This is a genomic window from Sulfitobacter sp. M05, from assembly GCF_029285175.1.
In the GTDB taxonomy this organism is placed as follows: domain Bacteria; phylum Pseudomonadota; class Alphaproteobacteria; order Rhodobacterales; family Rhodobacteraceae; genus Sulfitobacter.
Map to the genome: position 1 here is coordinate 336,585 of NZ_JABEDH010000002.1, position 23,171 is coordinate 359,755.

A 23,171-nucleotide genomic window follows, 5' to 3' on the forward strand; every position below is an offset into this window, starting at 1 on the left:
AGCCACCCATCGCCGCACTGAACATCCCCGCTGTTGCTATATCACCCGAGCTACAGACGACTTGCGGCAAAATTAGGGCAAATTTGTTACCGCAAGCGTGGAATCGCCGGATCGGGCTTATTTCCGCCACTAAGTGCCGCCGGCTTCGGTCCGCCGGAGGCCCAATCGAGTAATTCAACAGTATGCACCACAGGTGTTCCCGTGCCCGACCCGATTTGCATCATACAGCCGATATTGCCCGCCGCGATGACGTCCGGATTCTTGGCTTCCAAACTGCGCACTTTGCGGGCCTTCAACTGCCCCGAAATCTCGGGCTGCATCAAATTATATGTGCCGGCCGATCCGCAACACAGGTGTGGATCAGCAGGTTCCACCACCGTGAAGCCTGCCTGTTTCAGCAAATCCTTGGGATAGGTCTTGATTTGCTGGCCATGCTGCAAGGAGCAGGCTGCATGATAGGCAACGGTCATATTCTCCGGCAACGCAGTTGTCCCGGCCTGCGTCGGGCGTTCTTGCGTCAGGTCGATCAATACTTCGGACACATCACGGGCAATCGCCGACACCCGGGCCGCATCCACGGCCAATGGATCATTGCGAAACATATGCCCGTAATCCTTCACCGTTGTGCCGCAGCCGCTGGTGTTAATCACAATCGCATCCAACCCGTCGCCGTCCATCTCGGCACACCATGCTTTAATGTTTCTGGCCGCACTCGCATGGCTTTCACCAGTTTTGCCCATGTGATGGGTCAGCGCCCCGCAACACCCGGCCCCTTCGGCCACCACAACCTCGGCCCCCAAACGCGTCAACAAACGGATCGTCGCATCATTAATATCGGTGTTTAGCGCCCGCTGCGCACAGCCTGTCATCAGGGCCACCCGCTTGCGCTTTGGCCCCTCAGCCACAAAAGTCTGCGGATCGTCATTGCGACTGACCGGCGGGATCACTTTCGGGGCCATCTCAAGCATCGCCCGCAGCCGCGCATCCGGCATCAGCCGCGCAAAGGGCCGCCCGATCTTGGCCCCCAGCAACGCCACCCGAAACCGCATCGGATGGGGCAGGATACGGGCCAACACCCAACGCAATGCACGGTCCGTGAACGGCCGCTTGTAACGCTGGTCGATGTATTCGCGCGCATGATCAACCAGATGCATGTAATGCACCCCCGAAGGGCAGGTCGTCATACAGGCCAGACAGGAAAGGCAACGGTCAATGTGTTTGACGGTTTTGGCATCCGGGTCGCGGTTGTTCTCCAGCATGTCCTTGATCAGATAAATCCGCCCACGGGGGCTGTCCAATTCATCGCCCAGCACCTGATAGGTCGGGCAGGTCGCCGTACAAAAGCCGCAGTGAACGCAGGCCCGCAGAATTTCGTTACTGCGCTGGATCGCCGGGTCGCTCAGCTGTTGGTCGGTGAATGTCGTCTGCATGGTAGCTCCGGTAACTGTATCGGGCACGCCTGCGCTGCCCTTGGAAAAGAATGACGGCCACGGCGGGTCACCCGCACGGTGCCATCAATCCGGGGTTAAACAGCCCCTTGGGATCAAATCGCGCCCGCAAACCGGCAGACAGCCTTGCCACACCCGGGGTTTGCGGATGGAACACCCCAAAGCGCGCTTTGGTCTCACTGTCAGCCCGCACAATCGTGGCATGACCGTCAAACATCCCCAATCGTGCGCGCAAATCGCTGCCCTGCGCCATCCGCAACCAGATCAAACCGCCAGCCCAGTCCATAACATAGGCAGCACTGCCGGCCCTGCGCACCAACGCAGGCGCATCCGACGGCTTGCAAGACACCCGCCAGACATCCCCGTCGGTGCCCCGAAACGCGGCAACATCGCGTTGCGTTGACCAAAACGCGCCAGAGTCCGCTGCCGTAAGAACGGTCATTTCCCCCGCCAAGGCCTTTAACGTCGCTTTCAACTGCGCAACCCGATAGGCCACACTGGCCTCGAACCCCTCAACCCGCAGAATCGTCTGCCCCGCCGCCGGATCATGTGCCGCCCCGGATACCTCAAACGGGCTGCCCATCGCCCGGCTCATTGCCACAACCGCCTGATCAACCTCCAGCCCGTGCAGCGCCAAGGACGCTTGCGTCTCGACCTGCGGCAGCACCTTGAACGACAGCTCACTCATCACACCCAGCGTCCCGAACGATCCCGCCATCAACTTGACCAGATCATAGCCGGTGACATTCTTCATCACCCTGCCACCGTTCTTCACAACGCCACCGCGCCCGTCAACAAACCGTGCCCCCAACAGGAAATCCCGCGCCGCGCCAACCGCGATCCGCCGCGGCCCGCTGATATTCGCCGCAAAAATCCCACCAACGGTGGGGGTTCCCGTTCCTCCTAGCAACCCGCGATGATCCACCGGTTCAAAGGCCAGCCGCTGGTTTTCGCTGGCCAGCGCCGCTTCCACCTCTGTCACAGGCGTTCCCGCCTGCACCACCATAGTCAAAGCCCCGGGTTCATAAAGCGTGATCCCCGACAGCCCTGCCACCGACAATGGCGCACCAGTCCCGGCCATACCACGTGTGTCGCCCCCCCGTACCGACAGGGGCTCAGCCGCATCAGCAACACAGGCCGCCAGTTCTTGTTCATCTGCGACCATCATCTCTTTTTGGCCTTATATACTGTCCGCACTCTCATCCCCCTTAGCCCCCGATTTGGCCCGCTCATTCTGCCGCCAATCCGGTTGCACGCCGTCGTTCAGAAGCGTCCAGCGGAAACACCTTGGCCGGATTCAGCAACCACGCCGGATCAAACACATCTTTCACCGCCATCTGCACCTCCAGATCATCCGCGCTGTACTGCTCATACATCAAATCGCGTTTTTCGATCCCCACCCCATGCTCACCGGTCAAACAGCCGCCGACCTCGACACAAAGCTTCAAAATCTCGGCCCCAAATGCCTCGCAACGCTCAAGGTCACCCGGTTTGTTCGCATCAAACAGGATCAGCGGATGCATGTTGCCGTCCCCGGCATGAAACACATTGCCAACTTTCAAGCCAAATTCTTGTGACATCTCGCCAATCCGGCGCAACACCATCGGCAAGGAAGATACCGGAATGGTTCCGTCCAGACACATGTAGTCGTTGATCTGTCCCATCGCACCAAAGGCGGATTTACGACCCAGCCAGATTTTCGCGGATTCATCTGCTGATTTACTCTCGCGCAGCTCGACAGGGTTATGACGTCGCGCGATCTCCATGATAAGGCTCAACTGATGATCAATCTCGGCGTCCGATCCCTCAACCTCCACAATCAACAAGGCTTCGCACATTGGATAGCCGGCTTTGGCAAAGGCTTCGGTCGCCTCGATACAAGGGCGGTCCATAAATTCAATCGCCACCGGCAAGACACCCGCTTTGATGATATCGCTGACACAGGCACCGGCCACCTCATTGTCATCAAACCCCATCAGCACGGGCCGCGCGCCTTCAGGCTTGGGCAAAATCCGCAAGGTTGCTTCGGTCACGACACCCAGCTGCCCCTCCGACCCACAGACCAGCCCCAACAGATCCAGACCGCCCGCATCCATATGGCCGCCGCCGATCTCAACCACCTCGCCGTCCATCATCACCATGGTGACACCCAGCAAGTTGTTGGTGGTCACCCCGTACTTCAGACAATGCGCGCCGCCGGAGTTCATCGCGATATTGCCCGCGATAGCACAAGCCAACTGCGACGACGGGTCCGGCGCATAGAAAAATCCGTCCGCCTCAACCGCACCTGTCACAGACAGATTGGTGCGCCCTGTCTGGACCCGAATAAGCCGGTTATCATAGTCGGTTTCGATCACGTCATTCATGCGCGCCACGCCAAGGATCACACAATCGGCCGTTGGAAGGGCACCGCCCGCCAGCGACGTGCCCGATCCGCGCGGCACCACTGGCACCCCCTCGCTGTGGCAGATCCGCAGAACATCTGACACTTCGCCGGTGGTTGATGGCAATACCGCCACCATCGGCGGACAGCGATAGGCCGTCAGCGCGTCACATTCATAGGCCCGCGTCTCGCGTTCGTCATGGATTACTGCGTCCACAGGCAGGACAGACAGCAATCGCGCCACAACCCGCGCCTTGCGTGCAATCACGTCCGGGTTTGGTTTCGGCATTTCCATGGCAGCCTCCAAATTTTGGTAAATTAATATTACCAATTTTCAAAGCTGGCAAGATGCAATTTACCGCAGTATGAGCCTAGCATGACCTGGACCGAACGCCTCACCCTGTTTTCGCCAGCGGATTTTGCCGCCCTTGCAACCCTGTTCTGCGTCTGGCTGGTCGTGGGCTGGCGGATCGAACACCCCAGCGCCAAACATCCCTCTGTTTCGACTATCATGGCCAACTATCGCCGCGAATGGATGCGCCAGATGCTGGACCGCGACCCGCGAATTTTTGACGCGCAGACCATTGCAACCCTACGTCAGGGCACTTCATTCTTTGCCTCAACCTCAATGATCGCAATCGGCGGCGTGCTGGCAGTGATCGGCAACGCCAATAACCTCGCCTCAGTCGCACAGGACCTGACGCTCATGGCGCATCCGCCAATCGTCTGGGAAATCAAACTGCTGTTGGTGGTATTTTTCCTGACCAATGCGTTTTTGAAATTCGTCTGGTCGAACCGCCTGTTCGGTTATTGCTCTGTACTGATGGGGGCCGTGCCGAACGATCCTAATGACCCGCGTGCGCCCGCAATGGCCCACAAAGCCGGCGAATTGAACGTCACCGCTGCGCGCAGCTTTAACCGTGGCCTGCGCGCCGTATACTTTGCTCTGGCCTCGGTATGCTGGCTGGGCGGCCCGTTCCTGCTGCTGACTGGTGCAATAATGACACTTATTGTCATCTGGCGGCGGGAATTCGCGTCACAGTCACGTGGCATCCTCTTGGAAAAAGAGTACAGCGGTTTACATACCCCATGAATTGAATCGGTGGTGCCATGTTTACCCGAATTTTTCTTGCCCTGACTTTCTCCGCCACTGCCGTTGTTGCGGACCCGCCAAAGATCGAAGCTGCCTCTGCCAGAAAGGCCGGCAGCTATTGGACCTTTGACGTCACCCTGAAACATGCGGATACCGGTTGGGAACACTATGCCGATGCATGGCGTGTGGTTGACAAGGACGGCAACGAACTGGGCCTGCGCAACCTTGCGCATCCTCACGTCAACGAACAACCCTTCACTCGCTCTCTGTCCGGCGTGGAAATTCCCGCTGACATCAAAGAAGTCGGTATTCAAGCGCGTGACAACACCACAGGCTGGGGCAGCGCTATCAAGAGAATTAAACTGCGCTAAAGCGGCCCGCCTTTAACCTGAGCCATCATTTACCGCTTTTCGCGTTCGACCAAAGAGAGAGGCCGCGAACAAGCGAACCATGTTTATCGCGGGACGCTCTAGGCTGCGCCACCCTGCGGGCGCTGATGCAATCAGCCGAACCAAATACCGTCATCAATAGACGGCGCAACCAATTGCTTGTTCTCGCCACTCTCCGAGAATGACACCAGAATCTGATCGCGGCCAACATCCTGCTCCGCCTGCCCAAGCCAGAAATCATACCCTGCGGCATCCGGCGAACGCTCCAACACGTTCTCATAAAGCAGGCCAATAAACTCTGAATCTCCAAGAGCATCATTCTGGCCGTAGGTGCCCGTGAACTCGGCAGAGGTAAGAAACTGCTCGGCCACCTCCTCAAGGGACAGCGCGCCACTGTCCAACTGCTGCACCCAGAACTCCAAACCTTCCAGATCGGGGGTCCTGTCAAAGCTGGCCTGATACAAGCGATAAGCTTGTCCACTATTGCCATCCAGATCAAGCGCAAGCACGCCATCATTGAACCCGATCCGTTCGACGTGTGTCAAAACGACCTCAGGAGCAAACCCCGCCGCACTCAACACAGGCCGGCCGAACCCGTCAAACCCGACGCTCGCCTCCGATCTTAAAGCATCCACAAAAAGTGTGTCGATCCCGGCGCCGCTGTCGATAAAGACAATGTTGTCCGTGAGCTGGATCATATTATCGGCTTCGTCGCCTAGAAAATAGTGCTTGTCCGAAACCACCCGTGCCGGCGGAATGCGTGGCGGTTCAGGCACCGGCGCGGTGTCAAGCGTCACCGTCAGCTCGATCACTTCAAAGGGTTTCAGCGCCAAATCAATCTGGCTGGCATCAGTGAACACCAAATCCGTCAGAACCACATCGACATCATGTTCGTTGTAATAATAAGGTTGCCCATCCACAAACACGCTGTCGGCCTTTGTGCCTGCCTTCCATTGTAGGCCATTCGCACTGTCCCTGTCCATGGACACCAGCACCGCCTCAACCGGCCCTGCGACCGGCAGTTTTGCTGCAAGGTCCAGCGTGAATTCAGCCATCTCAAGGCTGCGTGATGTGATGTAAAACACCATTTCCTGCTGGTCCGCATAGGCCGTGACAGAAATATCCGGCAGACCGTTCGTGAAACCCGCCGTCACCAGTTCCTTGCCAACCAGCGCTTCTGACATCAGATCAAAAACCGCCCCCTGTGACGAATTGGTCAACCGCCCCAGTTCGTCCAGCCGAACACCATCGTCAGTGTCCAACGTCAAAGCAGTGCGCGAATGGTAATCCAACGCCCAGACATGCGCACCGTCAGCACCGATTGCGATCATGTTTTCAAACTGTTTCACCATACTGGAACCCGCCACCATACCATGTTGGGTTTCCGCCGTGGTTTTAACGTTCCATTCGGTAATATGCAGGTCCAGGTCACCGCCCAGACGACCAGCCCAGATGTCAAAATCCTTGTTGATATTCTTTACGCTGCTGTCCAGATCACCAAACGCATAGTCCAGTTTGTTGTAATAATAATGCTCGGTGACCCCATCAATCGCCGCGCGGGCCTCTTCGCTAAGCTGGTCGATGATCTGGTTGTTGGCCGCCTGATTGCGCGCCATAAAATCATTTACACCCGGCACCGCAGGAAACTCAGACCCCAGATTGCCCGCCGTCCCCATCTGTACCAGAATGTCGGGCTGATCGGCCTCGGCAATCCCAGCCGCCACCATTCCACGCGCCAGTGCTTCCGCACCAAGCGACGCCTTAACCCCGTAAGAGGTCTCGCCCATCTCCCAATATTCATTCCCCATTTGAAACGCCGCGATAACGTCCCCATAGCGCTGCATCACCAGAGTGGTAAAATCCTCGATCTCTTGCGCAAACGCGGTATAGTCCGCCGCCGCAAGGTGTTTGGTGGGAATGATCAATGTCGCCTTGGTTGGCGTACCATTGGCCGTGGTCTGCTCACACCAGTCCAGAAAATCGACAAGTTCGGACCGCAATGCACCGTCTTGCATCTCGACAATATTGATGGCGTTTTCGCCCTGCACCGGCAGTTCACCCGCCCCGTTCGGTTTAAGCGGATCAAGATCGGCCTGCCCACCGCCGAACCGAATGTTCTGCACACCCAACGCGGCCGCGGCATCGGCGTATTCCGATGTCGGGACACCATCGTCAGTCAAACCAAAAACCGCATTCGCCCCGAACATATCCGAAGACACAAACAGACCTGATTTTTGAAGACTCGAAAGTACCAATACCGACATCAGCGGATTACCTCACCTCACCACATAACCAAGGGAACTCCCATTCCCGACAATTATGGCACCCACCGTCTGGAAAATGCCAGAATTGACGACCAACTTCCAAGCAAATCATTGATAATAGATGAAATATGGCCTTTTCGACAAAATTGCCGTACTTCTGGCTTTACAATTTCAAGACCAAGTCAAAACTGTTCGCCAGCCAGCAACAATAAAATCGGCGGAGAGGCCACTTTCAGGGCAGTCTACGGTCGAAAACCCTAGATTCCGTAACGCACCAACGCCCAGATCATTGCCACATAGGTCAGCTGGTGCATCAATTGATCAAGGCCGAATGCCCGCCAATAGGCCGCATCTGTCGGGTCGTGTTTCTTGCGCTCCGAATAGCGCCCTTTGATCCAATCAATGTGATAATGCGCAGCCCACTCAACCACGCAGAGAACAACACAAAACACCAAAGAGCCGCCGCAAAGCTTAAGCACGAGAAACGACAGTATAGCATGCAACGCCGCATGTTCCGCCCGGCCCAGATGCACATAGATGCTGCGCCCCGACAGCATACGGGGGGTTTGCAGAAAGAAATCCGCAAACATGTGCTTGCCCTGCAAAAGTATCAGGACCAAGAGTGCCGTGTTCAGCGCCGTATCCACGATGTTCTCCCCTCCCGGCTCATGGTAGTGAATTCAGACCAGCGCGCAATTCATTTGATTTCAAAGCCCCGCTCTTGGTAAGTCTGTTACAATATTCCTTGTGACCTGATAACTTCCGGACCATTTTCATCGAACGCTCATTATTTTCATTTATCTGGAAATACTCCAAACGTGACCAGCTTATCCTGCTGGCCGTTACGCTCACCCTGTTCCCGCTACTGTTCCTGACCCTCGAATTGCCCAAGCGCATCATCAACGATGCAATTGGGGCATCGTCAGACAACATCAACTTCTTTGGTATTACTGTCGATCAGATCACATTCCTGATGCTTTTATGCGGGGCGTTCCTGCTGTCCGTGCTGGGGCATGGCATTATGAAAATGCGCATCAACACAATGAAAGGGGTATTGGCCGAACGCCTGCTGCGCCGTCTGCGATACACCCTGATCGCCCGCATTTTGCGCTTTCCCACCCCCTATTTCGAGCGCACCAGCCAAGGTGAATTGGTGTCCATGGTCACATCCGAGTCTGAACCAATGGGTGGGCTGATGGGCGATGCCGTGGCGCAACCGGTGCTGCAAGCCGGCCAGATGCTGACCATTCTTGTGTTCCTGTTCATGCAAAGCATTGCCTTTGGCCTTGCGGCCTGTGCGCTAATCCCGTTGCAGGCCTGGCTGATCCCCAAGCTGCAAAAACAGATCAACCTGCTGAACAAGAAACGGGTGATCCAGATCCGCTCCCTTGCCTCGGAGATCGGTGAAGGGGCTGCCGGGGCCAGCACCCTGCGCACCAATGGCGGTTGGCGCTACCGGCTGGCGCTTATTTCCGAACGTCTGGGCCGGCTTTATGCAATCCGGTTTGAAATCTTCCAAAAGAAGTTCTTCATGAAGTTCCTCAACAACTTCATCGGCCAGCTGACACCGTTTTTCTTTTACTCCATTGGCGGCTATCTGACCATCACCGGCGAAGTCACCGTTGGTGCCTTGGTTGCAGCCCTTGCCGCCTACAAAGACCTTTCCAGCCCGTGGAAAGAGCTGCTGGCCTATTACAATCAATCTCAGGACATGGCTCTGCGCTGGGAGGTGATCACCGAACGATTTGCCCCCCACGGCATGGTGAAATCGGAACTGTTCAGCAGCGACCCGGGCGACATCCCATCCCTTGCCGGCGACGTTACCTTTGACGCAATCAGCGTTCAGGACGCTGACGGCAATCCGGTTCTCGAAGACATCAGTGCGCGTTTTGCCAAGGGCAGCACCGCTGCCATCACTGCGTCCAGTGATGAAGACCGCCGCGCCTTTGCCGAGGTATTGATGCGCGAGATTATCCCCACATCGGGCAAGGTAAGCCTTGCCGGACTGCCCCTGTCAGAGCTGCATCAAGTAACCATTGCCAAGCGTGTAGGTCACGCCACCTCGCGGCCTGTGATGTTCCTGGGCAGCTTTGGTGACAACGTCGTTCTGCCTCTGCGGTTGCGCCCCGCCGGTGAAATGGCCCGGTCCCCGCTGGCCATAGAAAGTGCGCGCGCGGGCAACAGCACCGATGCTTCGGATGCCGACTGGTTCGATCTGGAAGAAATGCAGATCGACGGCCAAGCCGGATTGCGGGCATGGTGGCTGTCACTGATCAAGGGAATGGGGATCGACCGCACCCTGTTTCTGCGCGGGTTAGACCAGCGTTTCATCGCCGATGCACATCCCGAACTGGCCGCCGCTCTGGTCAACCTGCGTCCGGAAGTTGCCGCAAGGCTGCACAGTTCGGAACTCGCAAAACATGTCCATGTCTTTGATAAGGAACAGTTCAATCCGGCACTTCCCGTGGCAGAAAACCTGATCTTTGCCACCCCCAAACAGGCCATTACCCCTGCACTCCTGCAAGAGCAGACCGGCTTCATCGAATTGCTTGCCAAATTGGGGCTTGAGCCGGATTTATTGCAACTGGCCGCGGATACAGTGGATGTTTTGCGTCAAGCCTTTGGCGTTGACGGCACCGACCACCCACTGTTTCGCAAACTCGGGCTTGATCCCACCACCTTCGAAGCGGCCGTCGACTTGCGCGCCAAACAACGCGATGGGGCGACACTGGCCCTTGCCGACAAGGCCTCACTGCTGGCGGTAACCTTTGCCATTTCAGCGGAAAAGCTGGGTGCCGCCTTTCCCGATAAAATCATCAACCGGGTGTTGGAAATCCGCAAAAACCATTCCGCCGATTTGCAACACAGCCTGTCCGACCTGATGAGCCCGATCACCCCAGACGCGCCCGTTGCCGGCATGACGGTTCTGGAAAACACCCTGTTTGGCAAGGTGGCCGAAACCGCCGGCCCCGAAGGGGACGCCTTGCGCGCGGTGGCAGTGGATGCCCTCTATGCCGCCAGGCTTGAGGGGTTGGTGCTGGATCTGATCTTTGATCTGCCGCTGACCCTGGGCGGCACGAACCTGTCGGCCATGCTGACCGAGACCCTCGCCATCAGCCGCGCCACGATCAAGCGGCCCCAGATTCTGATCCTCGATGATGTGCTGTCGAGCTTCGATGCCGCCACCCGTGCAGGGCTGCACGACCGCCTGCGCGGCCTTTTACCCGAAACAACGATTATCTGCCTGCAACCCAGCTTTGACGACATCAGCGGGTTCGACGCCCAGTTCGTGCTGCAACAGGGGCGCATTTCCACACTTGCCAGCGCCACACCGGTAGAAGAAGACGACACCGTTGGGGCCGATCTTGCCCGCAAGCTGCGTGCCTTGGAACAGACCGATCTGTTTGCCGGTCTGGAACGTAAACAGCTGCGCCTGCTGGCGTTTAGCGCGCGCTGGTATCATGCCAAGCCCGGCGAATATGTTTTCCACAAAGATGATGACCCCTCCAGCGGGGCCTATCTGATCACCGAAGGCCAAGCCGATCTGTTACTGCCTGTCGACGGCAAGGACGATTTGTTGATTGCCACCTCCGGTGCCGGCAAACTGGTTGGCGAACTGGGCCTAATCCGCAACGAACCACGCGCGCTGGACATGCGAGCGGCAAGCGAGCTGACCTGCCTGCGGATCGGCGCTGAGGAGTTTCTGGATGTGGTCGGCAGCGACGCCCGCACGGCCTATAAACTGTTACAGGTCGTCGCCGGATACGTCTCTTAACTAGGGTCAGGACTCATTAATCCTGTATCGTCAGCGGCAATTCCACGAAATTTCAATGGTTTGGGCCGCGCCGTCAATGGTGGTTCTATTTGCAAGCGGTCCGAGACGTTGAAATGAAGTGAAATCGCCGCCCTACGGGTTTGCCGGATTTTGCCGCTTCCTAATGCCCGGCAGGGTCATCCAAAGGATCATCCCGAGAGGGGGTTTCCGCACAGATGTTCCTTGTTAGCGAAAAAATCTGGCAAACTGACGGCACAGGATTAATGGGCCCTGACCCTAAACCTGCCCGCTGAACTGCGCCAGCGTGATCCCAGCCGCCTCCAGTTGTTGGCGCACCGATCCGGCAATCTGCACCGCTTCAGCCGTATCCCCATGCAGGCAGATCGTGTCGATCCGTGTCGGGATATGCTTGCCGCTTTGCGTGATAATCGCGCCGGCATTCACCATCTCAACCATCCGCGCACCGGCCAATTCCGCGTCATGGATCACCGCCCCCTCCAAGGACCGGTCAACAAGTGTGGCATCGTCATTATAAGCGCGATCAGCAAAAATCTCGCCAGCCCAAGCACAGCCCAATGCCTCAACCGCGCTTTGCTGCGCCGTGGCTGCCAGAACCATGATAATCAGATCGGGGTCCACGCTCAGCGCCGCTTCATAGAGGTCACGCGCCATCACTTCGTCCTCGGATGCCATATTCGCCATGGCACCATGCAGCTTCAGATGTCGCACCTGCGCCCCTACAGATTTCGCCATCCCAAGGGCCGCGCCAACCTGAAACCGCACCTGATTTTGCAGCGTGGCACAGGGCACCGACATCCGGTTACGGCCAAAACCGGCAAGGTCCATGAATCCCGGGTGCGCCCCGATCCCGACCCCGTTCTGATGAGCCAATGCCATCGTCGCCGCCATCACATCCGCGTCCCCCGCATGGCCACCACAGGCGACATTGGCCGAGGTCACAATCTTCAACAGAGCCGCGTCATCCCCCATTTTCCACGGGCCAAAACTTTCGCCCATATCGGCATTCAGATCCACGGTTGGCATGGCTCAACTCTCCTGTTCAAAAGGGTTCGCAACAGCGGAAACCGCGCCGCTGATCATTTGGTAGCGCAACAAGTCACGCATCGTTGCCGGATCACGCACCAAAGGTGTCACGTGTGACGCCAGCGCCTTCAACCCCGCCAGATACCGCGCTTGCAGGGCAACCGCCTCGTCCATCCCGACAAACTCAAACGTCAGGAAAGCCCCTGTCTGCGCCTGCGCCACACGGGGCAAATCACAGGGCAGCACTGATCCGATACGCGGATATCCCCCCGTGGTCTGACATTCATACATCAACACATAGGGCGCACCATCACCGGCAATCTGGATGTCGCCGGGCACCACAACTTCAGACAGGATGCTCAGCTGTGCCGCCGTGGCAAAGCCCGCCCCGTCATGCTCCATACGCACACCCATACGGTTGGCACGGGCATCACGGCGGAATTTCGTCGCCGTAAACCGGTCAATGGTCTGTGCATCGAACGTCGCGGTTTGCATTGATTGCACGATCCGTATCTTGCCGCCGCCAAACCGGTCGGGCTTGGGCAGGGTCATCGCCACCTCTTGCGCGACATCTGGCCCAATTGGCAGCGTGTCACCAGTTGTCAACAACGCCCCAATCCCACCTGCCAGATGGCTGCCCTGTGCCCCCATCACCTTGGGCGTTGCAAACCCACCGCCCACATGCAGATAGCCATAGCTGCCGTTGCGCGCGCCGCCGATGGTCAATGTCGCACCCGCCGTCAACAGATGGCTTGCCCCCCAAACCAAGGGTTCGCCATCAATCTTCGCAGCCATTTCCGCACCACACAGCGCAATCCGGATATCCGCATCACTGGTGAAACTGCCGCCACTGCCGGCCATCTCGATCGCCGCATGGGTTGGTGACTGGCCCAACAGGGCCGCCCCTTCAAACAGGGCTGTCCGATCTGCGGCACCGCCCACCGTCAGACCCTGCGCACGGAACCCCGCACGCCCCTGATCCTGCACACTTAACGCCGGCCCCGCTTGGGTTATCGTCAGATGTGGCGTCATGTCAGCACCTCGCGCGTTGCACCGCCAAGGCCAGAAGTCTCCTTGGCAAGGATCGCATCATATTCGGCGCGGCTGATCGCGGGAAAGGTCAGTTCATCCCCCGGGGCAAGCGTGAAAGGCATCTCCGCATCAGGTCGAAAGGTGCGAAAGGCGGTCTGCCCGATATGGCGCCAGCCGGTGGGGGCCGCGTTGGTGAAAACAATCAACTGCTGCACTGCGACAACCAGCGCGCCAGAGGGCACCGATTTGGTAAGTCCCTGCTGGCGCGGGATATTCCACCTTGCCGGCAAGGCCCCCATATAGGGCTGCCCGGGGGCGAAACCGATGGTCAAAACCCGCACGCGGGAGGTCGAGATTTCCGCAACCGCCTCATCAGGGTCAACACCTGCGACCTCGGCGGCCTCCTCAAGCTGGGGAGCCAGATCGGTGCCGTAAAGTGTCGGCACCTGCCACAGCGTCCGCCCTGCCGGCAGCGCGGCGGCAAACCAGTCACGGCTGTTCAACACCTCTTCAAGGCGCTCTGTCATGTCTTGCGCAAAGGTGGTGGCAAGATCGACCTCAAGGAAAGTAGAGACCAGCGAGGTACTGGTTTCCGAGACCTCCGGCCACTGGGCTTGATCAACTGCCGCGCGAAAGGCCAGGGCCGCGCGGTTGGCAGCTTCGGACATCTCACCGGCAAAGGTGACCAAGACCCCGGACAGGCCAACAGTACGGATTTTCGGCCAGTCACTCATCGCGCAGCGCCCATTTGTAAAGTCGTGGCAATAACATCGGCGTCAGGTACATTGGCAGTTGCCAACACCCGATGAAGATCATTAACGGGGCCAGAACCTCGGCAGGCAGTGCCACCAGAAAAATCGCGATATTGCGGTTGCCCGCCCCAATTGCCAGCGGCCCCGCGACACCCCGCAACGGGCTGCGCCGCAGGGCAAGCAGGGTGAACAGCTGCAACAGGTAACTGATCGCAAAGGCAAGCACCGCCCATTTCACCACCGCTGTGGGATCGCTGCGCAGCGCCGGGTTGAGTGCGGCCATCAGCCCAACAACGATAAAGGAAAACGCCAGCACCGACAGCCCATCCAGCGCCTTGACCTGCCCTTCGCTGGGGTGAGGAAAAAACCGGCTGCGCAGGGCAAAGCCAATCCCTGTCGCCAGCACAATCACGACCAGCAGTTTCAGCGCGGCCAAAATGATCACAGCGGGCGATCCCGCTTGCGGCAGAAACGCCAACACAGGCAGAACCGTCAGCGGAAAGGCCGCCGTGCCAAGCACCAGAATTTGCATCATCCGCCCCGCGTCCAGCCGCAGCATCAACGCCAGATTGACGCTGCCGGTAATCGCCGGGGCCGCACAGGCCAGCACAATCGCCAATGTCGCGGGGGTGTCTTGCAAACCTGCCAGCGTCAGCGCCCCCAGCAGGGCCAACGGCACTCCCGTCTGCAACAACGCAACCGCGCTCAGCCCCCACCACAGATCGCCAACCGCTCCAACGGCGGCGCGGTGCCCGATACGCAGGGCGGTAACCGCCAGCAGGATCGCCACCATTTGCGGCAGCCATGGCACCAACATCGCCGCAAAGCCGGGCATGGCCAGCCCCGCCAGCAGCCCAAGGATCAGACAGGCGCGCGCATGGGTCGAGGCAAGCCAAAGAAAGCGTTGCATCCGGCATACTCCCTCTCCTTATCCCGGCCCCGCCCGCATGTTTTCAGGCAGCCATGTCGCAATCTCGGGGAACCAGATCAGCACAAAAACCATCAGCACCATAATCCCGAACATCGGCAGGGCCGCGCGGGTGATATAGCCCATTTCATGATCGGTCATACCTTGCAGGACAAACAGGTTGAACCCGATCGGCGGTGTGATCTGCGCCATTTCGATCACGACCACCACAAAAATGCCAAACCAGATCAGATCAATGCCCGCGCTGCGCACCATGGGTTCAACCACAGCCATGGTCAGCACGATGGCGGAAATACCGTCAAGGAACATGCCAAGGATGATGTAGAACACCAGAAGAGCCATCAGCAGCTGAAACCGTGTCAACTCCATCGCAGCAATGCCGTCAGCCAGCGAACGCGGCAATCCGGTGAACCCCATCGACAGCTTCAGGAATGCCGCCCCCGCGAGGATCAGCGCAATCATCGCCGAGGTCCGCGTCGCCCCCATCAGGCTTTCGCGAAAGCTGTCCCATGTCAGGGACTTTTGCAAAAGTGCAAGAACCAGCGCGCCGATCACACCAATGGCCGCCGCTTCGGTCGCGGTGGCAAGGCCCGCGTACATCGATCCGATAACAACGGTGATCAGCGCAAAGACCGGCAAGAGGAAACGCGAATTCGCTACTTTTTCAGAAAAGCTCATGCCCTTCTCGACAGTGGGGTTCCAATCCTTGGAAGTGAAGCTGACCAAGGCGACATAGCCCATGAACATGCCCGCCAGCACCAGACCGGGAAAGACACCGGCAAAGAACAGCTTGGTGATGCTTTCATTTACCGTCACCCCGTAAACAATCAGCGCCAGTGACGGCGGAATCATCAGACCAAGGGTGGCCGCACCGGCAAGGGTACCGATCACCATCTTCTCAGGGTATTTGCGCGCACGCAGCTCGGGGATCGCCATCTTTCCTACGGTTGTCAGGGTCGCAGCGGAAGACCCCGACACCGCCGCGAAGACAGTGCAAGACACAATGTTGGTATGCACCAAGCCCCCCGGCAAGCGCGCCAGCCATGGTGACAACCCTTTGAACATATCCTCTGACAGCCGTGTTCGATACAGGATCTCCCCCATCCAGATGAACAGCGGCAAGGCCGTCAATGTCCAGGACGACGACGAGGCCCAGATGGTGGTAATCATCACGTCACCCACAGGGCGCGTCGTGAACAACTCCATCCCGACCCAAGCAACCCCCATCAGGGCCAGGCCAACCCAGACACCGGTGCCAAGCAGCAAAAACAAGACAAAAAGAAACAGGGCAATTGCATAGAGTTCGGTCATGGTTATTCCCCGTGGCTTTCAACAGTGTCGCGAACGATGCGGTGTGTGCCCTTGCGCAGCACGTGAAACAGGTTGTCGGTCAATGCGATGGCCAAAAGTCCCCCGCCAAGCACCATGACTGATTGCGGGATCCACAACAGGCTGGCGTCCTGCCCTTGACTGACCTCGTTGAATTTCCATGACCAGTAAACAAACCAATAAGCGTAATAGGTAAAATACCACGCGATGGCGGCCCCCAATGCAAAGCACCAGATTTCCAGCGGGTATTTCCAACGCGGCGACACTGCGTTCAGCAGAATCGAAACGCGGATATGCGCCCCCCGGTTCAACGCGCTGGCAAAGGCAAAAAAGCTGGCGGCCGCCATGGCGTACCCTGCATAATCCGGCGCACCGCGAAAGATTTCACCGGTCCAACGGGCAATCATCTGGGCCACGATCAAAGACAGGATCGCAATCAAACAAAGCGCGGCAAGGACACCTGCAGCACGGTAAAGGAAATCAAGAATTTTTCGGATCACGCCCATGCTGGCCCCCTGAAATGCAAAGGGCGGCCCCGAACCGGGACCGCCCAATTTGACTTACTTCATCGCCTTAAAGCCATCGACGATCGCAGCACCGTCTTCACCTGCGGCTTGCAGCCATTCGGACGTCATCGTCGCACCGATATCGCGCAGACCGGACATCAATGCGTCGCCTGCTGGCGCAACTGTCATGCCACCTTCCGCCAGACCGTCCATGGTGAACTTGGTATAGTCCTTGGAGGCCTGCAAACCGCGTGCCGAGGCTTCGCTGGCGCAGGTGGTGATCGCCGCCTTGTTGGCATCAGATACACCGCTCCAGACATCGTTGTTCACCATGACATAGTTGTACGGCAACCAAGCATCGACCTCATAGAAGTGTGACAGGCTTTCCCAGACCTTACGATCGTATCCCGTCGCACCGGAGGACACCATTGATTCCGCCACACCAGTGGCAAAGGCCTGCGACAGCTCTGCGGCTTCAATGGTCACCGGCAACATTCCCGTCAGCTCGGCCAGGCGGGCCGTCGCCGAGTTGTAGGACCGGAATTTGGTGCCAGCCATGTCTTCGACGCTGTTCACTTCCTTGTTGAAATACAGGCCCTGTGGTGGCCAGGGCACAGCATAAAGCATCGTCAGGTTCTGCTCGGCCAGCACTTCGTCCAGCTTAGGCTTGGCCGCTTTGAACAGCTTTGCACTGTCATCAAATGACGGCGCAAGGAAGGGCACGGAGTCAAATCCGAAAACTGCGTTTTCGTTCTGGTGACCGGACAGCAAACGCTCGCCGATTTGCACCTGCCCGGTCTGGATCGCCCGTTTGATGTCCGCGCCGGCAAACAACGCCCCACCCGGATGCACGGTGATTTCGATGTCGCCATTGGTGCCAGCCGCAACACAATTGGCAAATTCAACACCATTCTCGGAATGGAAATTAGATGCGGAATAGGCCATCGGCATGTCCCATTTTTCGCCCGCCATTGCCGGCAAAGCGCCGGCCAGTGCCACAGCAGCAGTGGCCACACCTGTCATCAGTTTTGTTGTCAGTTTCATTGTCGTCTCCCTTTTGGTTTTTGGTCGTCAATTATCTAGGTCGTCTTGGAAAAGCGTTGCGGATGGTAGGGCGCAAGATCGGTGTTCACCTGCGCACCAGCAATCAGCCCCGCAACCAGACGCCCGGTCTTGGGGCCCGCAGTCAGGCCAATGTGCTGGTGACCAAATGCGGCAAACACCTTGGTCTCGCCAACCTGTCCAATCAAAGGCAGGCTGTCGGTTGTCGCCGGGCGATGGCCCAGCCATTCGATTTCTGATGTGGCCTTGAGATTTGGGAAAGCCTTGGCCGCATGTCGCCGCAAAAATGCGAGCGGCGCTTTTGAGGCGCCTGCCTCCAGCCCGCCAAATTCGACAATGCCGGCACAGCGCACCCCCTGATCCATCGGCGTCGCCACAAATTTGCCGCTGGCAATCATCGTCGGGCGCGCGGGGCCACCTGTCGCATCCTCAAAAACGATATGATATCCGCGTTCCGCTTCCAGCGGCACGTTCAGCCCCAGCTTGGCCATCATCGGTTTCGACCAGACACCAGTGGCCAGCACCACCTCGGTGCAGGCAACGGTGCCTTGCGTGGTATGCACTGCTGAAACGGTGCCACCACTCAGGTCGAAATCCTTGACCTCTGCCTGCAAAATCGTGCCACCCATCCCTTCGAATGCTGTCGCGAGCGCCTGCACATAACCGCTCGGACTGCGGATAAAGCCATGATGTTTCATGATCGCCATAAAGCGCAGGTCAGGGCCCAGCGCAGGTTCATAATCGCGCACATCCTGACCTTCGATCAGGGTCGGGACGCAACCGGCCTGTTTGCGCAACGCCCAAGTATAGCTTTCGGCCTCAAAGGCGGCACGGTTGGCATAGGCGAAACAATAATCGCTTTCATTCACCCACTCGCCCAGCCCCAGATCATCACACAGGCTTTTGTGCTGCTCGACTGCATCGCCAACAATTGATGTCAGCCCCAACGCAATCCGCCGGGTATCGGCATCATTGGCGTGGGAAAGATATTTGCGCAACCACGGCAACATGCGCGGCAGATAGCCCCAACGCAGGAACAGTGGGAAATTGCGGTCCAACACCATGCCCGGTGCCTTGGCCAACAAACCCGGCCCAGTGACAGGCACCATCGCACAGGCCGCCAATACGCCGGCATTGCCATGCGATGTGCCACTGCCCGGTGTGCCACGGTCAATAACTGTGACCTCGATACCGGCACGCCGCAGCCAGATCGCCGAAGAAAGGCCAACGATCCCCGCCCCAATAACAACCACATGGCGCGTCATCCGCACACCTCGGATTTGTGATGTCTCTGCAAATTGATTCTCCCCGACAGCATCATGTCACGGAAAATCCAAACATCAACAAAATGTTTATAAATTGTCATCGTTTGTATTTTTCCTTGTTCCCCCCCGCCGAGCCGCGCAAAGGTTTTGCAACGGACAAAGGATTGATCATGCAGGAAAACACACAGGCCGATTTGGGTATTTTGATGCTCGACACTGGTTTCCCCCGCATTTTGGGGGATGTCGGAAATGCGCAAACCTGGCCGTTCCCGGTACATTTCGGCGTGGTGAAAGGCGCAACACCACAGGCGATTGTCTGCGATGATATCGAACCCTTTGTGCAATCCTTCATTGAAGTCGGGCACGATCTGGTCGCCCAGGGCTGTCGCGGCATCGCAACCACTTGCGGTTTTCTGGCGCTGATCCGCCCCCGTCTAGCCGCAGCTTTGGGCGTGCCGGTGGCCGCCTCGGCGCTGGAACAGGCCAGCCAGATCATCCCTATGCTGGCACCGGATCAGCAACTGGGCGTTTTGACAATCTCGGCGGCGACATTAACCCCCGCCCACATGCGTGCAGCGGGTGTGCCAATCGCAACGCCGGTGCAGGGCATGGACGGCAGCACCTTCGCCGACACCATCCTTGGCAACAAGACGACGCTGGACGTGACAGCAGCGCGGCACGAGATGATAGCCGCGGCGCAAACCCTTGTGGCGCAACATCCTGCCATCGGCGCGCTGGTTCTGGAATGCACCAATATGGTGCCCTACGCCGGCGACATTGCACAGGCGACGGGACGACCGGTGTTCTCGATCTATACCTATCTGCGATGGTTTCACGCGGGACTGACCCCGCGCAACTTTTAACCCATATCTTCCAAAATCAGGTCACTGGCCTTTTCCCCGATCATAATCGCAGGGGCATTGGTATTGCCCGACACGATTTCGGGCATGATCGAACAATCCGCCACCCGCAGCCCGGCAATGCCATGCACCCGCAACCGCGCATCAACGACGGCCCCCGCATCACTCCCCATTTTGCAGGTGCCCGTGGGGTGATAGATTGACGCGGTGTTGTTGCGCGCCCAATCCAGTGTCGCATCATAATCGGTGATATCCAGATCGGCGTGGGGCCGAAACTCCTCGGAAATCTTCGATGTTAACGGCGCGTTGCGGGCAATCCGGCGGGCAATGTTCACCCCTTCCACAATCGTGTCGCAATCGGTCTTGGTCGACAGATAGTTCGGAATGATTTTGGGATAGCTGCGCGGGTTCCCACTGGCCAATCTAATCTCGCCCTTGCTCTCTGGACGCAGCTGGCACACCGACATGGTAAATGCCGAGAACCGGTCTGCCCCCTTGCCGGGGTTTTCCGCTGACAAGGGTTGCACATGGAACTGGATGTCGGGCGTTTCCAGATCATCACGGGTTTTCAGGAAACCGGTGGCAAGGCTGGCAGCCATAGTCATCGGACCAGCCCGGAACATCGCGAACTTTAACCCGATCTTTGCCTGCCCCCACAGCGATGAAACCTCGTCATTCAACGTCGGCTCATGGGTCTTGTACACCAGCCGGGCCTGCAAATGATCCTGCATGTTCTTGCCGACACCCTCCAGCTCTTGCGCAACCGCGATGCCATGTGCGCCCAGCTGCTGCGCTGATCCGATACCCGACAACATCAACAACTGCGGTGAATTGATTGCCCCGCCAGACAGGATAACCTCGCGGTTGGCGGTCACAGTCTGCTGCGTGCCACTGCGGTCTGTATAAACCACCCCCGTGGCGCGCTTCCCTTTGATCACAACCTTATCAACCTGGGCGTTGGTAATAATGTGCAGGTTCGGGCGTTTCTTGACGGGGTTCAGATAGGCCACCGCCGCCGAACAGCGCCAGCCCTTGCGCGAAGTCAGCTGGAAAAAACCGACCCCCTCCTGATCCGCCCCGTTGTAATCGGGATTAAACTTGTATCCGGCGGCCTGCGCTGCCGCGACCCAGGCATCGGTGATCGGGCGCTGAATGCGCATATTGCTTACCGAAAGCGGCCCTTGATCCCCGTGAAACACATCCGCGCCGCGCTCGTTGTTCTCGGCCCGCTTGAACAGCGGCAGAACATCGTCCCACCCCCAGCCGACATTCCCCATCTGCCGCCAGCGGTCGTAATCCTGTGCCTGACCGCGCACGTACAACAACCCATTCAGGGAGGACGACCCGCCCAGAACCTTGCCACGGGGCCATTCAATCGACCGCCCGTTCAACCCGGGATCAGGTTCGGTTTTGTAACACCAATCCACTTTCGGATTATGAATCGTCTTGAAATACCCAACCGGGATATGAATCCACGGGTTCAGGTCGCGGCCGCCAGCCTCTAGCAGAATCACCTTATTCGCAGGGTTCGCACTTAGCCGGTTCGCCAGAACACAGCCCGCAGACCCCGCCCCAACAACGATAAAATCGGCCTTCATTATAAATCCCTCCCCCTAGGTAAAGAAAATTCTATACAGAAGCTGGTTTTATCGCTAGTGTTTTTTGAAACTAAAAGTCTCATTAATTGACAAGCTACTTAAACCGGGAGGAAGACCATGAAGGTATCAGATAAACTAAGGGGCATTTCGCGGCGCGACCTGTTCAGGGTTGCAGGGCAATACGGCATGTCATCGACATTGCTCGCCGCGGGCAGCTTTGGCGGCGCAATGAGCCTCGCCAATCTGGCAAGCGCGGCAGAGTCGTCTTACGACAAGCGCTTCAAGAAAGAAGCCAAGTTCACATTCAAGTTTGGCGCAGCTGGCTTTAACGAGCGCAACCTGTTGATTGAACGCGCAGGTTGCCTTGAATTCGCCCGTGATCTGGAAAGCCGCACAGACGGTGAGATCCGCGTTGAATTCATTGGCGACAACCAGATTTGCGGACAAACCTCATGCGTTGAAAAGACCCAGCAAGGCATCGTGGACATCTATGCGGCCTCGACACAAAACTCTGCCGGTGGCGCGCCTTACCTGAACGTGCTGGATTACGCCTATATGTTCCGTAACCGCGCAGACCAGTATCACTTCCTCTATTCACCGGAATCAGCCAAGCTGTTGCGCGAACCCTATGAAAAGCGTCACGGCCTGAAGTTCCTGTTCTCCCACGCCGAACTGCGCGGCATCCAGCTGGGTCTAGCCTGGGAAGACAAGGACACGGTCACCTCTGTTGAACAACTGGCCGGGACCAAGAACCGCGTCACCGGCACACAACTGGGCCGGATTGCCATGAAGGCAATGAACCTGAACCCGGTTCCGGTTGCATGGGAAGAAACCCTTGATGGTCTCAAGCAAGGCCTGATCGACGGGGCGGAAACATGGGCCTCCGCTGTGGCCTACGCCAATATGTCCCCTGTGGTGTCCCAGTCGGTTCACCTGAACTTCTTCTGCGGCACAGAACATACTGCAATGTCGGCCAAAGCCTTCGACAGCCTTGGCGGTGAATTGCAGGATGCGGTGATGGAATCATCCTACCTTGCACAGGTTCACGTTCAGGCGGCGAACGAGGCGGCGCTGGTTAAAACCGTGGGTCAATCCGATCCGCAGTTGCCCGGCACCATCTTTGCGCAGAACAACGTGCGTAACGCCTTCCTGTCCGACGCCGAGATCAAAAAGGCCGAAGAAATGTGTTCGCCCGAGTATCAGCCACAGCTGTGGGAAGAATGGCGCGAGCGGCTTAACGGCTGGTCCGGCGGTCACGATACCTATCAGGAAATCTATGACTCGGTGCGCGTCCTGCCCGCAGATACACTCCCCGAGAACGTCGAACCCCGCCGTTGGTGGAAATCGTAAAGCAGTCTTAGTAGGCTGAATTCAGGGGCCGGTCTTCTTGCGGGGGCCGGCCCCTTTTGACTTTGCCATCGCAAGCGTGGCGCAAGACAGTAT

General features: G+C 57.9%; 19 protein-coding genes. 5 read left to right on the top strand and 14 right to left on the bottom strand.

The window, feature by feature from the left end; genetic code table 11:
* Positions 1-86: 86 nt before the first annotated feature.
* From glcF to HKX44_RS09810, 3 genes are all read right to left on the bottom strand, one after another.
* Positions 87-1,430, bottom strand: a complete 1,344-nt coding sequence (gene glcF / locus HKX44_RS09800) for a glycolate oxidase subunit GlcF (RefSeq protein WP_276151145.1) — start codon at positions 1,428-1,430, stop codon at positions 87-89.
* A 67-nt stretch (positions 1,431-1,497) separates the two neighbouring features.
* Complete coding sequence (locus HKX44_RS09805; RefSeq protein ID WP_276151146.1) at positions 1,498-2,616, bottom strand: FAD-binding protein; 1,119 nt, start codon at positions 2,614-2,616, stop codon at positions 1,498-1,500.
* A gap of 61 nt (positions 2,617-2,677) precedes the next feature.
* Positions 2,678-4,126: an FAD-linked oxidase C-terminal domain-containing protein gene (locus tag HKX44_RS09810; protein WP_276151147.1), complete on the bottom strand. Its 1,449-nt coding sequence runs from the start codon at positions 4,124-4,126 to the stop codon at positions 2,678-2,680.
* Between the two features lie 81 nt (positions 4,127-4,207).
* On the opposite strand from HKX44_RS09810, the gene HKX44_RS09815 reads away from it, so the two are divergent.
* Entirely contained in the window at positions 4,208-4,924 is a 717-nt protein-coding gene (locus tag HKX44_RS09815) for a DUF599 domain-containing protein (RefSeq protein ID WP_276151148.1), read from the top strand.
* A 17-nt stretch (positions 4,925-4,941) separates the two neighbouring features.
* Positions 4,942-5,295, top strand: coding sequence for a hypothetical protein (locus HKX44_RS09820; RefSeq protein WP_276151149.1), 354 nt, complete (start codon positions 4,942-4,944; stop codon positions 5,293-5,295).
* A 131-nt stretch (positions 5,296-5,426) separates the two neighbouring features.
* Here the strand turns inward: HKX44_RS09820 and HKX44_RS09825 are convergent, their stop codons facing one another.
* Both HKX44_RS09825 and HKX44_RS09830 read right to left on the bottom strand, forming a co-directional pair.
* Entirely contained in the window at positions 5,427-7,577 is a 2,151-nt protein-coding gene (locus tag HKX44_RS09825; protein WP_276151150.1) for a DUF4214 domain-containing protein, read from the bottom strand.
* A 257-nt stretch (positions 7,578-7,834) separates the two neighbouring features.
* The gene (locus HKX44_RS09830; RefSeq protein ID WP_276151151.1) at positions 7,835-8,224 is read right to left on the bottom strand and encodes a DUF3307 domain-containing protein; all 390 of its coding nucleotides are present in this window, start codon (positions 8,222-8,224) and stop codon (positions 7,835-7,837) included.
* Positions 8,225-8,460: 236 nt separating this feature from the next.
* Here HKX44_RS09830 and HKX44_RS09835 point away from each other — a divergent pair, with 236 nt between their 5' ends.
* Positions 8,461-11,352, top strand: a complete 2,892-nt coding sequence (locus HKX44_RS09835; RefSeq protein WP_276151152.1) for an ABC transporter transmembrane domain-containing protein — start codon at positions 8,461-8,463, stop codon at positions 11,350-11,352.
* A 276-nt stretch (positions 11,353-11,628) separates the two neighbouring features.
* Here the strand turns inward: HKX44_RS09835 and HKX44_RS09840 are convergent, their stop codons facing one another.
* Genes HKX44_RS09840 through HKX44_RS09875 form a run of 8 tightly spaced genes read right to left on the bottom strand, consistent with a single transcriptional unit; the run spans position 11,629 to position 19,270 of the window.
* A complete protein-coding gene (locus HKX44_RS09840; RefSeq protein WP_276151153.1) occupies positions 11,629-12,396 on the bottom strand; it encodes a 5-oxoprolinase subunit PxpA in 768 nt (255 codons plus the stop codon).
* A 3-nt stretch (positions 12,397-12,399) separates the two neighbouring features.
* A complete protein-coding gene (locus HKX44_RS09845) occupies positions 12,400-13,428 on the bottom strand; it encodes an urea amidolyase (protein WP_276151154.1) in 1,029 nt (342 codons plus the stop codon).
* Positions 13,425-14,162, bottom strand: a complete 738-nt coding sequence (locus HKX44_RS09850; RefSeq protein ID WP_276151155.1) for a carboxyltransferase domain-containing protein — start codon at positions 14,160-14,162, stop codon at positions 13,425-13,427. The genes HKX44_RS09845 and HKX44_RS09850 overlap by 4 nt, the downstream gene beginning before the upstream one ends.
* Positions 14,155-15,090, bottom strand: coding sequence for a hypothetical protein (locus HKX44_RS09855; protein ID WP_276151156.1), 936 nt, complete (start codon positions 15,088-15,090; stop codon positions 14,155-14,157). Before HKX44_RS09855 ends, HKX44_RS09850 begins: the two co-directional genes overlap by 8 nt.
* An 18-nt stretch (positions 15,091-15,108) precedes the next feature.
* Entirely contained in the window at positions 15,109-16,419 is a 1,311-nt protein-coding gene (locus HKX44_RS09860; protein ID WP_276151157.1) for a TRAP transporter large permease subunit, read from the bottom strand.
* A gap of 2 nt (positions 16,420-16,421) precedes the next feature.
* On the bottom strand, positions 16,422-16,943 hold the full coding sequence (locus HKX44_RS09865; RefSeq protein ID WP_276151158.1) for a TRAP transporter small permease subunit: 522 nt from the start codon (positions 16,941-16,943) through the stop codon (positions 16,422-16,424).
* A 54-nt stretch (positions 16,944-16,997) separates the two neighbouring features.
* Entirely contained in the window at positions 16,998-17,987 is a 990-nt protein-coding gene (locus HKX44_RS09870) for a TRAP transporter substrate-binding protein (protein ID WP_276151159.1), read from the bottom strand.
* 35 nt (positions 17,988-18,022) lie between these two features.
* Complete coding sequence (locus tag HKX44_RS09875; protein ID WP_276151160.1) at positions 18,023-19,270, bottom strand: FAD-binding oxidoreductase; 1,248 nt, start codon at positions 19,268-19,270, stop codon at positions 18,023-18,025.
* A gap of 170 nt (positions 19,271-19,440) precedes the next feature.
* Between HKX44_RS09875 and HKX44_RS09880 the strand changes: the two genes are divergently transcribed.
* The gene (locus tag HKX44_RS09880) at positions 19,441-20,133 is read left to right on the top strand and encodes an aspartate/glutamate racemase family protein (RefSeq protein ID WP_276151161.1); all 693 of its coding nucleotides are present in this window, start codon (positions 19,441-19,443) and stop codon (positions 20,131-20,133) included.
* Here HKX44_RS09880 and HKX44_RS09885 read toward each other — a convergent pair.
* Positions 20,130-21,728, bottom strand: coding sequence for a choline dehydrogenase (locus HKX44_RS09885; protein ID WP_276151162.1), 1,599 nt, complete (start codon positions 21,726-21,728; stop codon positions 20,130-20,132). The two genes, HKX44_RS09880 and HKX44_RS09885, sit on opposite strands and share 4 nt — an antisense overlap.
* 117 nt (positions 21,729-21,845) lie before the next feature.
* Between HKX44_RS09885 and HKX44_RS09890 the strand changes: the two genes are divergently transcribed.
* Positions 21,846-23,078, top strand: a complete 1,233-nt coding sequence (locus HKX44_RS09890; RefSeq protein ID WP_276151163.1) for a TRAP transporter substrate-binding protein — start codon at positions 21,846-21,848, stop codon at positions 23,076-23,078.
* Positions 23,079-23,171 lie beyond the last annotated feature (93 nt).

Bases quoted from the DNA above. Each gene is read 5' to 3' on its own strand.
- glcF (WP_276151145.1), bottom strand. From the start codon at position 1,430: ATGCAGACGACATTCACCGACCAACAGCTGAGCGACCCGGCGATCCAG.
- HKX44_RS09805 (WP_276151146.1), bottom strand. From the start codon at position 2,616: ATGATGGTCGCAGATGAACAAGAACTGGCGGCCTGTGTTGCTGATGCG.
- HKX44_RS09810 (WP_276151147.1), bottom strand. From the start codon at position 4,126: ATGGAAATGCCGAAACCAAACCCGGACGTGATTGCACGCAAGGCGCGG.
- HKX44_RS09815 (WP_276151148.1), top strand. From the start codon at position 4,208: ATGACCTGGACCGAACGCCTCACCCTGTTTTCGCCAGCGGATTTTGCC.
- HKX44_RS09820 (WP_276151149.1), top strand. From the start codon at position 4,942: ATGTTTACCCGAATTTTTCTTGCCCTGACTTTCTCCGCCACTGCCGTT.
- HKX44_RS09825 (WP_276151150.1), bottom strand. From the start codon at position 7,577: ATGTCGGTATTGGTACTTTCGAGTCTTCAAAAATCAGGTCTGTTTGTG.
- HKX44_RS09840 (WP_276151153.1), bottom strand. From the start codon at position 12,396: ATGCCAACCGTGGATCTGAATGCCGATATGGGCGAAAGTTTTGGCCCG.
- HKX44_RS09845 (WP_276151154.1), bottom strand. From the start codon at position 13,428: ATGACGCCACATCTGACGATAACCCAAGCGGGGCCGGCGTTAAGTGTG.
- HKX44_RS09850 (WP_276151155.1), bottom strand. From the start codon at position 14,162: ATGAGTGACTGGCCGAAAATCCGTACTGTTGGCCTGTCCGGGGTCTTG.
- HKX44_RS09855 (WP_276151156.1), bottom strand. From the start codon at position 15,090: ATGCAACGCTTTCTTTGGCTTGCCTCGACCCATGCGCGCGCCTGTCTG.
- HKX44_RS09860 (WP_276151157.1), bottom strand. From the start codon at position 16,419: ATGACCGAACTCTATGCAATTGCCCTGTTTCTTTTTGTCTTGTTTTTG.
- HKX44_RS09865 (WP_276151158.1), bottom strand. From the start codon at position 16,943: ATGGGCGTGATCCGAAAAATTCTTGATTTCCTTTACCGTGCTGCAGGT.
- HKX44_RS09870 (WP_276151159.1), bottom strand. From the start codon at position 17,987: ATGAAACTGACAACAAAACTGATGACAGGTGTGGCCACTGCTGCTGTG.
- HKX44_RS09875 (WP_276151160.1), bottom strand. From the start codon at position 19,270: ATGACGCGCCATGTGGTTGTTATTGGGGCGGGGATCGTTGGCCTTTCT.
- HKX44_RS09880 (WP_276151161.1), top strand. From the start codon at position 19,441: ATGCAGGAAAACACACAGGCCGATTTGGGTATTTTGATGCTCGACACT.
- HKX44_RS09885 (WP_276151162.1), bottom strand. From the start codon at position 21,728: ATGAAGGCCGATTTTATCGTTGTTGGGGCGGGGTCTGCGGGCTGTGTT.
- HKX44_RS09890 (WP_276151163.1), top strand. From the start codon at position 21,846: ATGAAGGTATCAGATAAACTAAGGGGCATTTCGCGGCGCGACCTGTTC.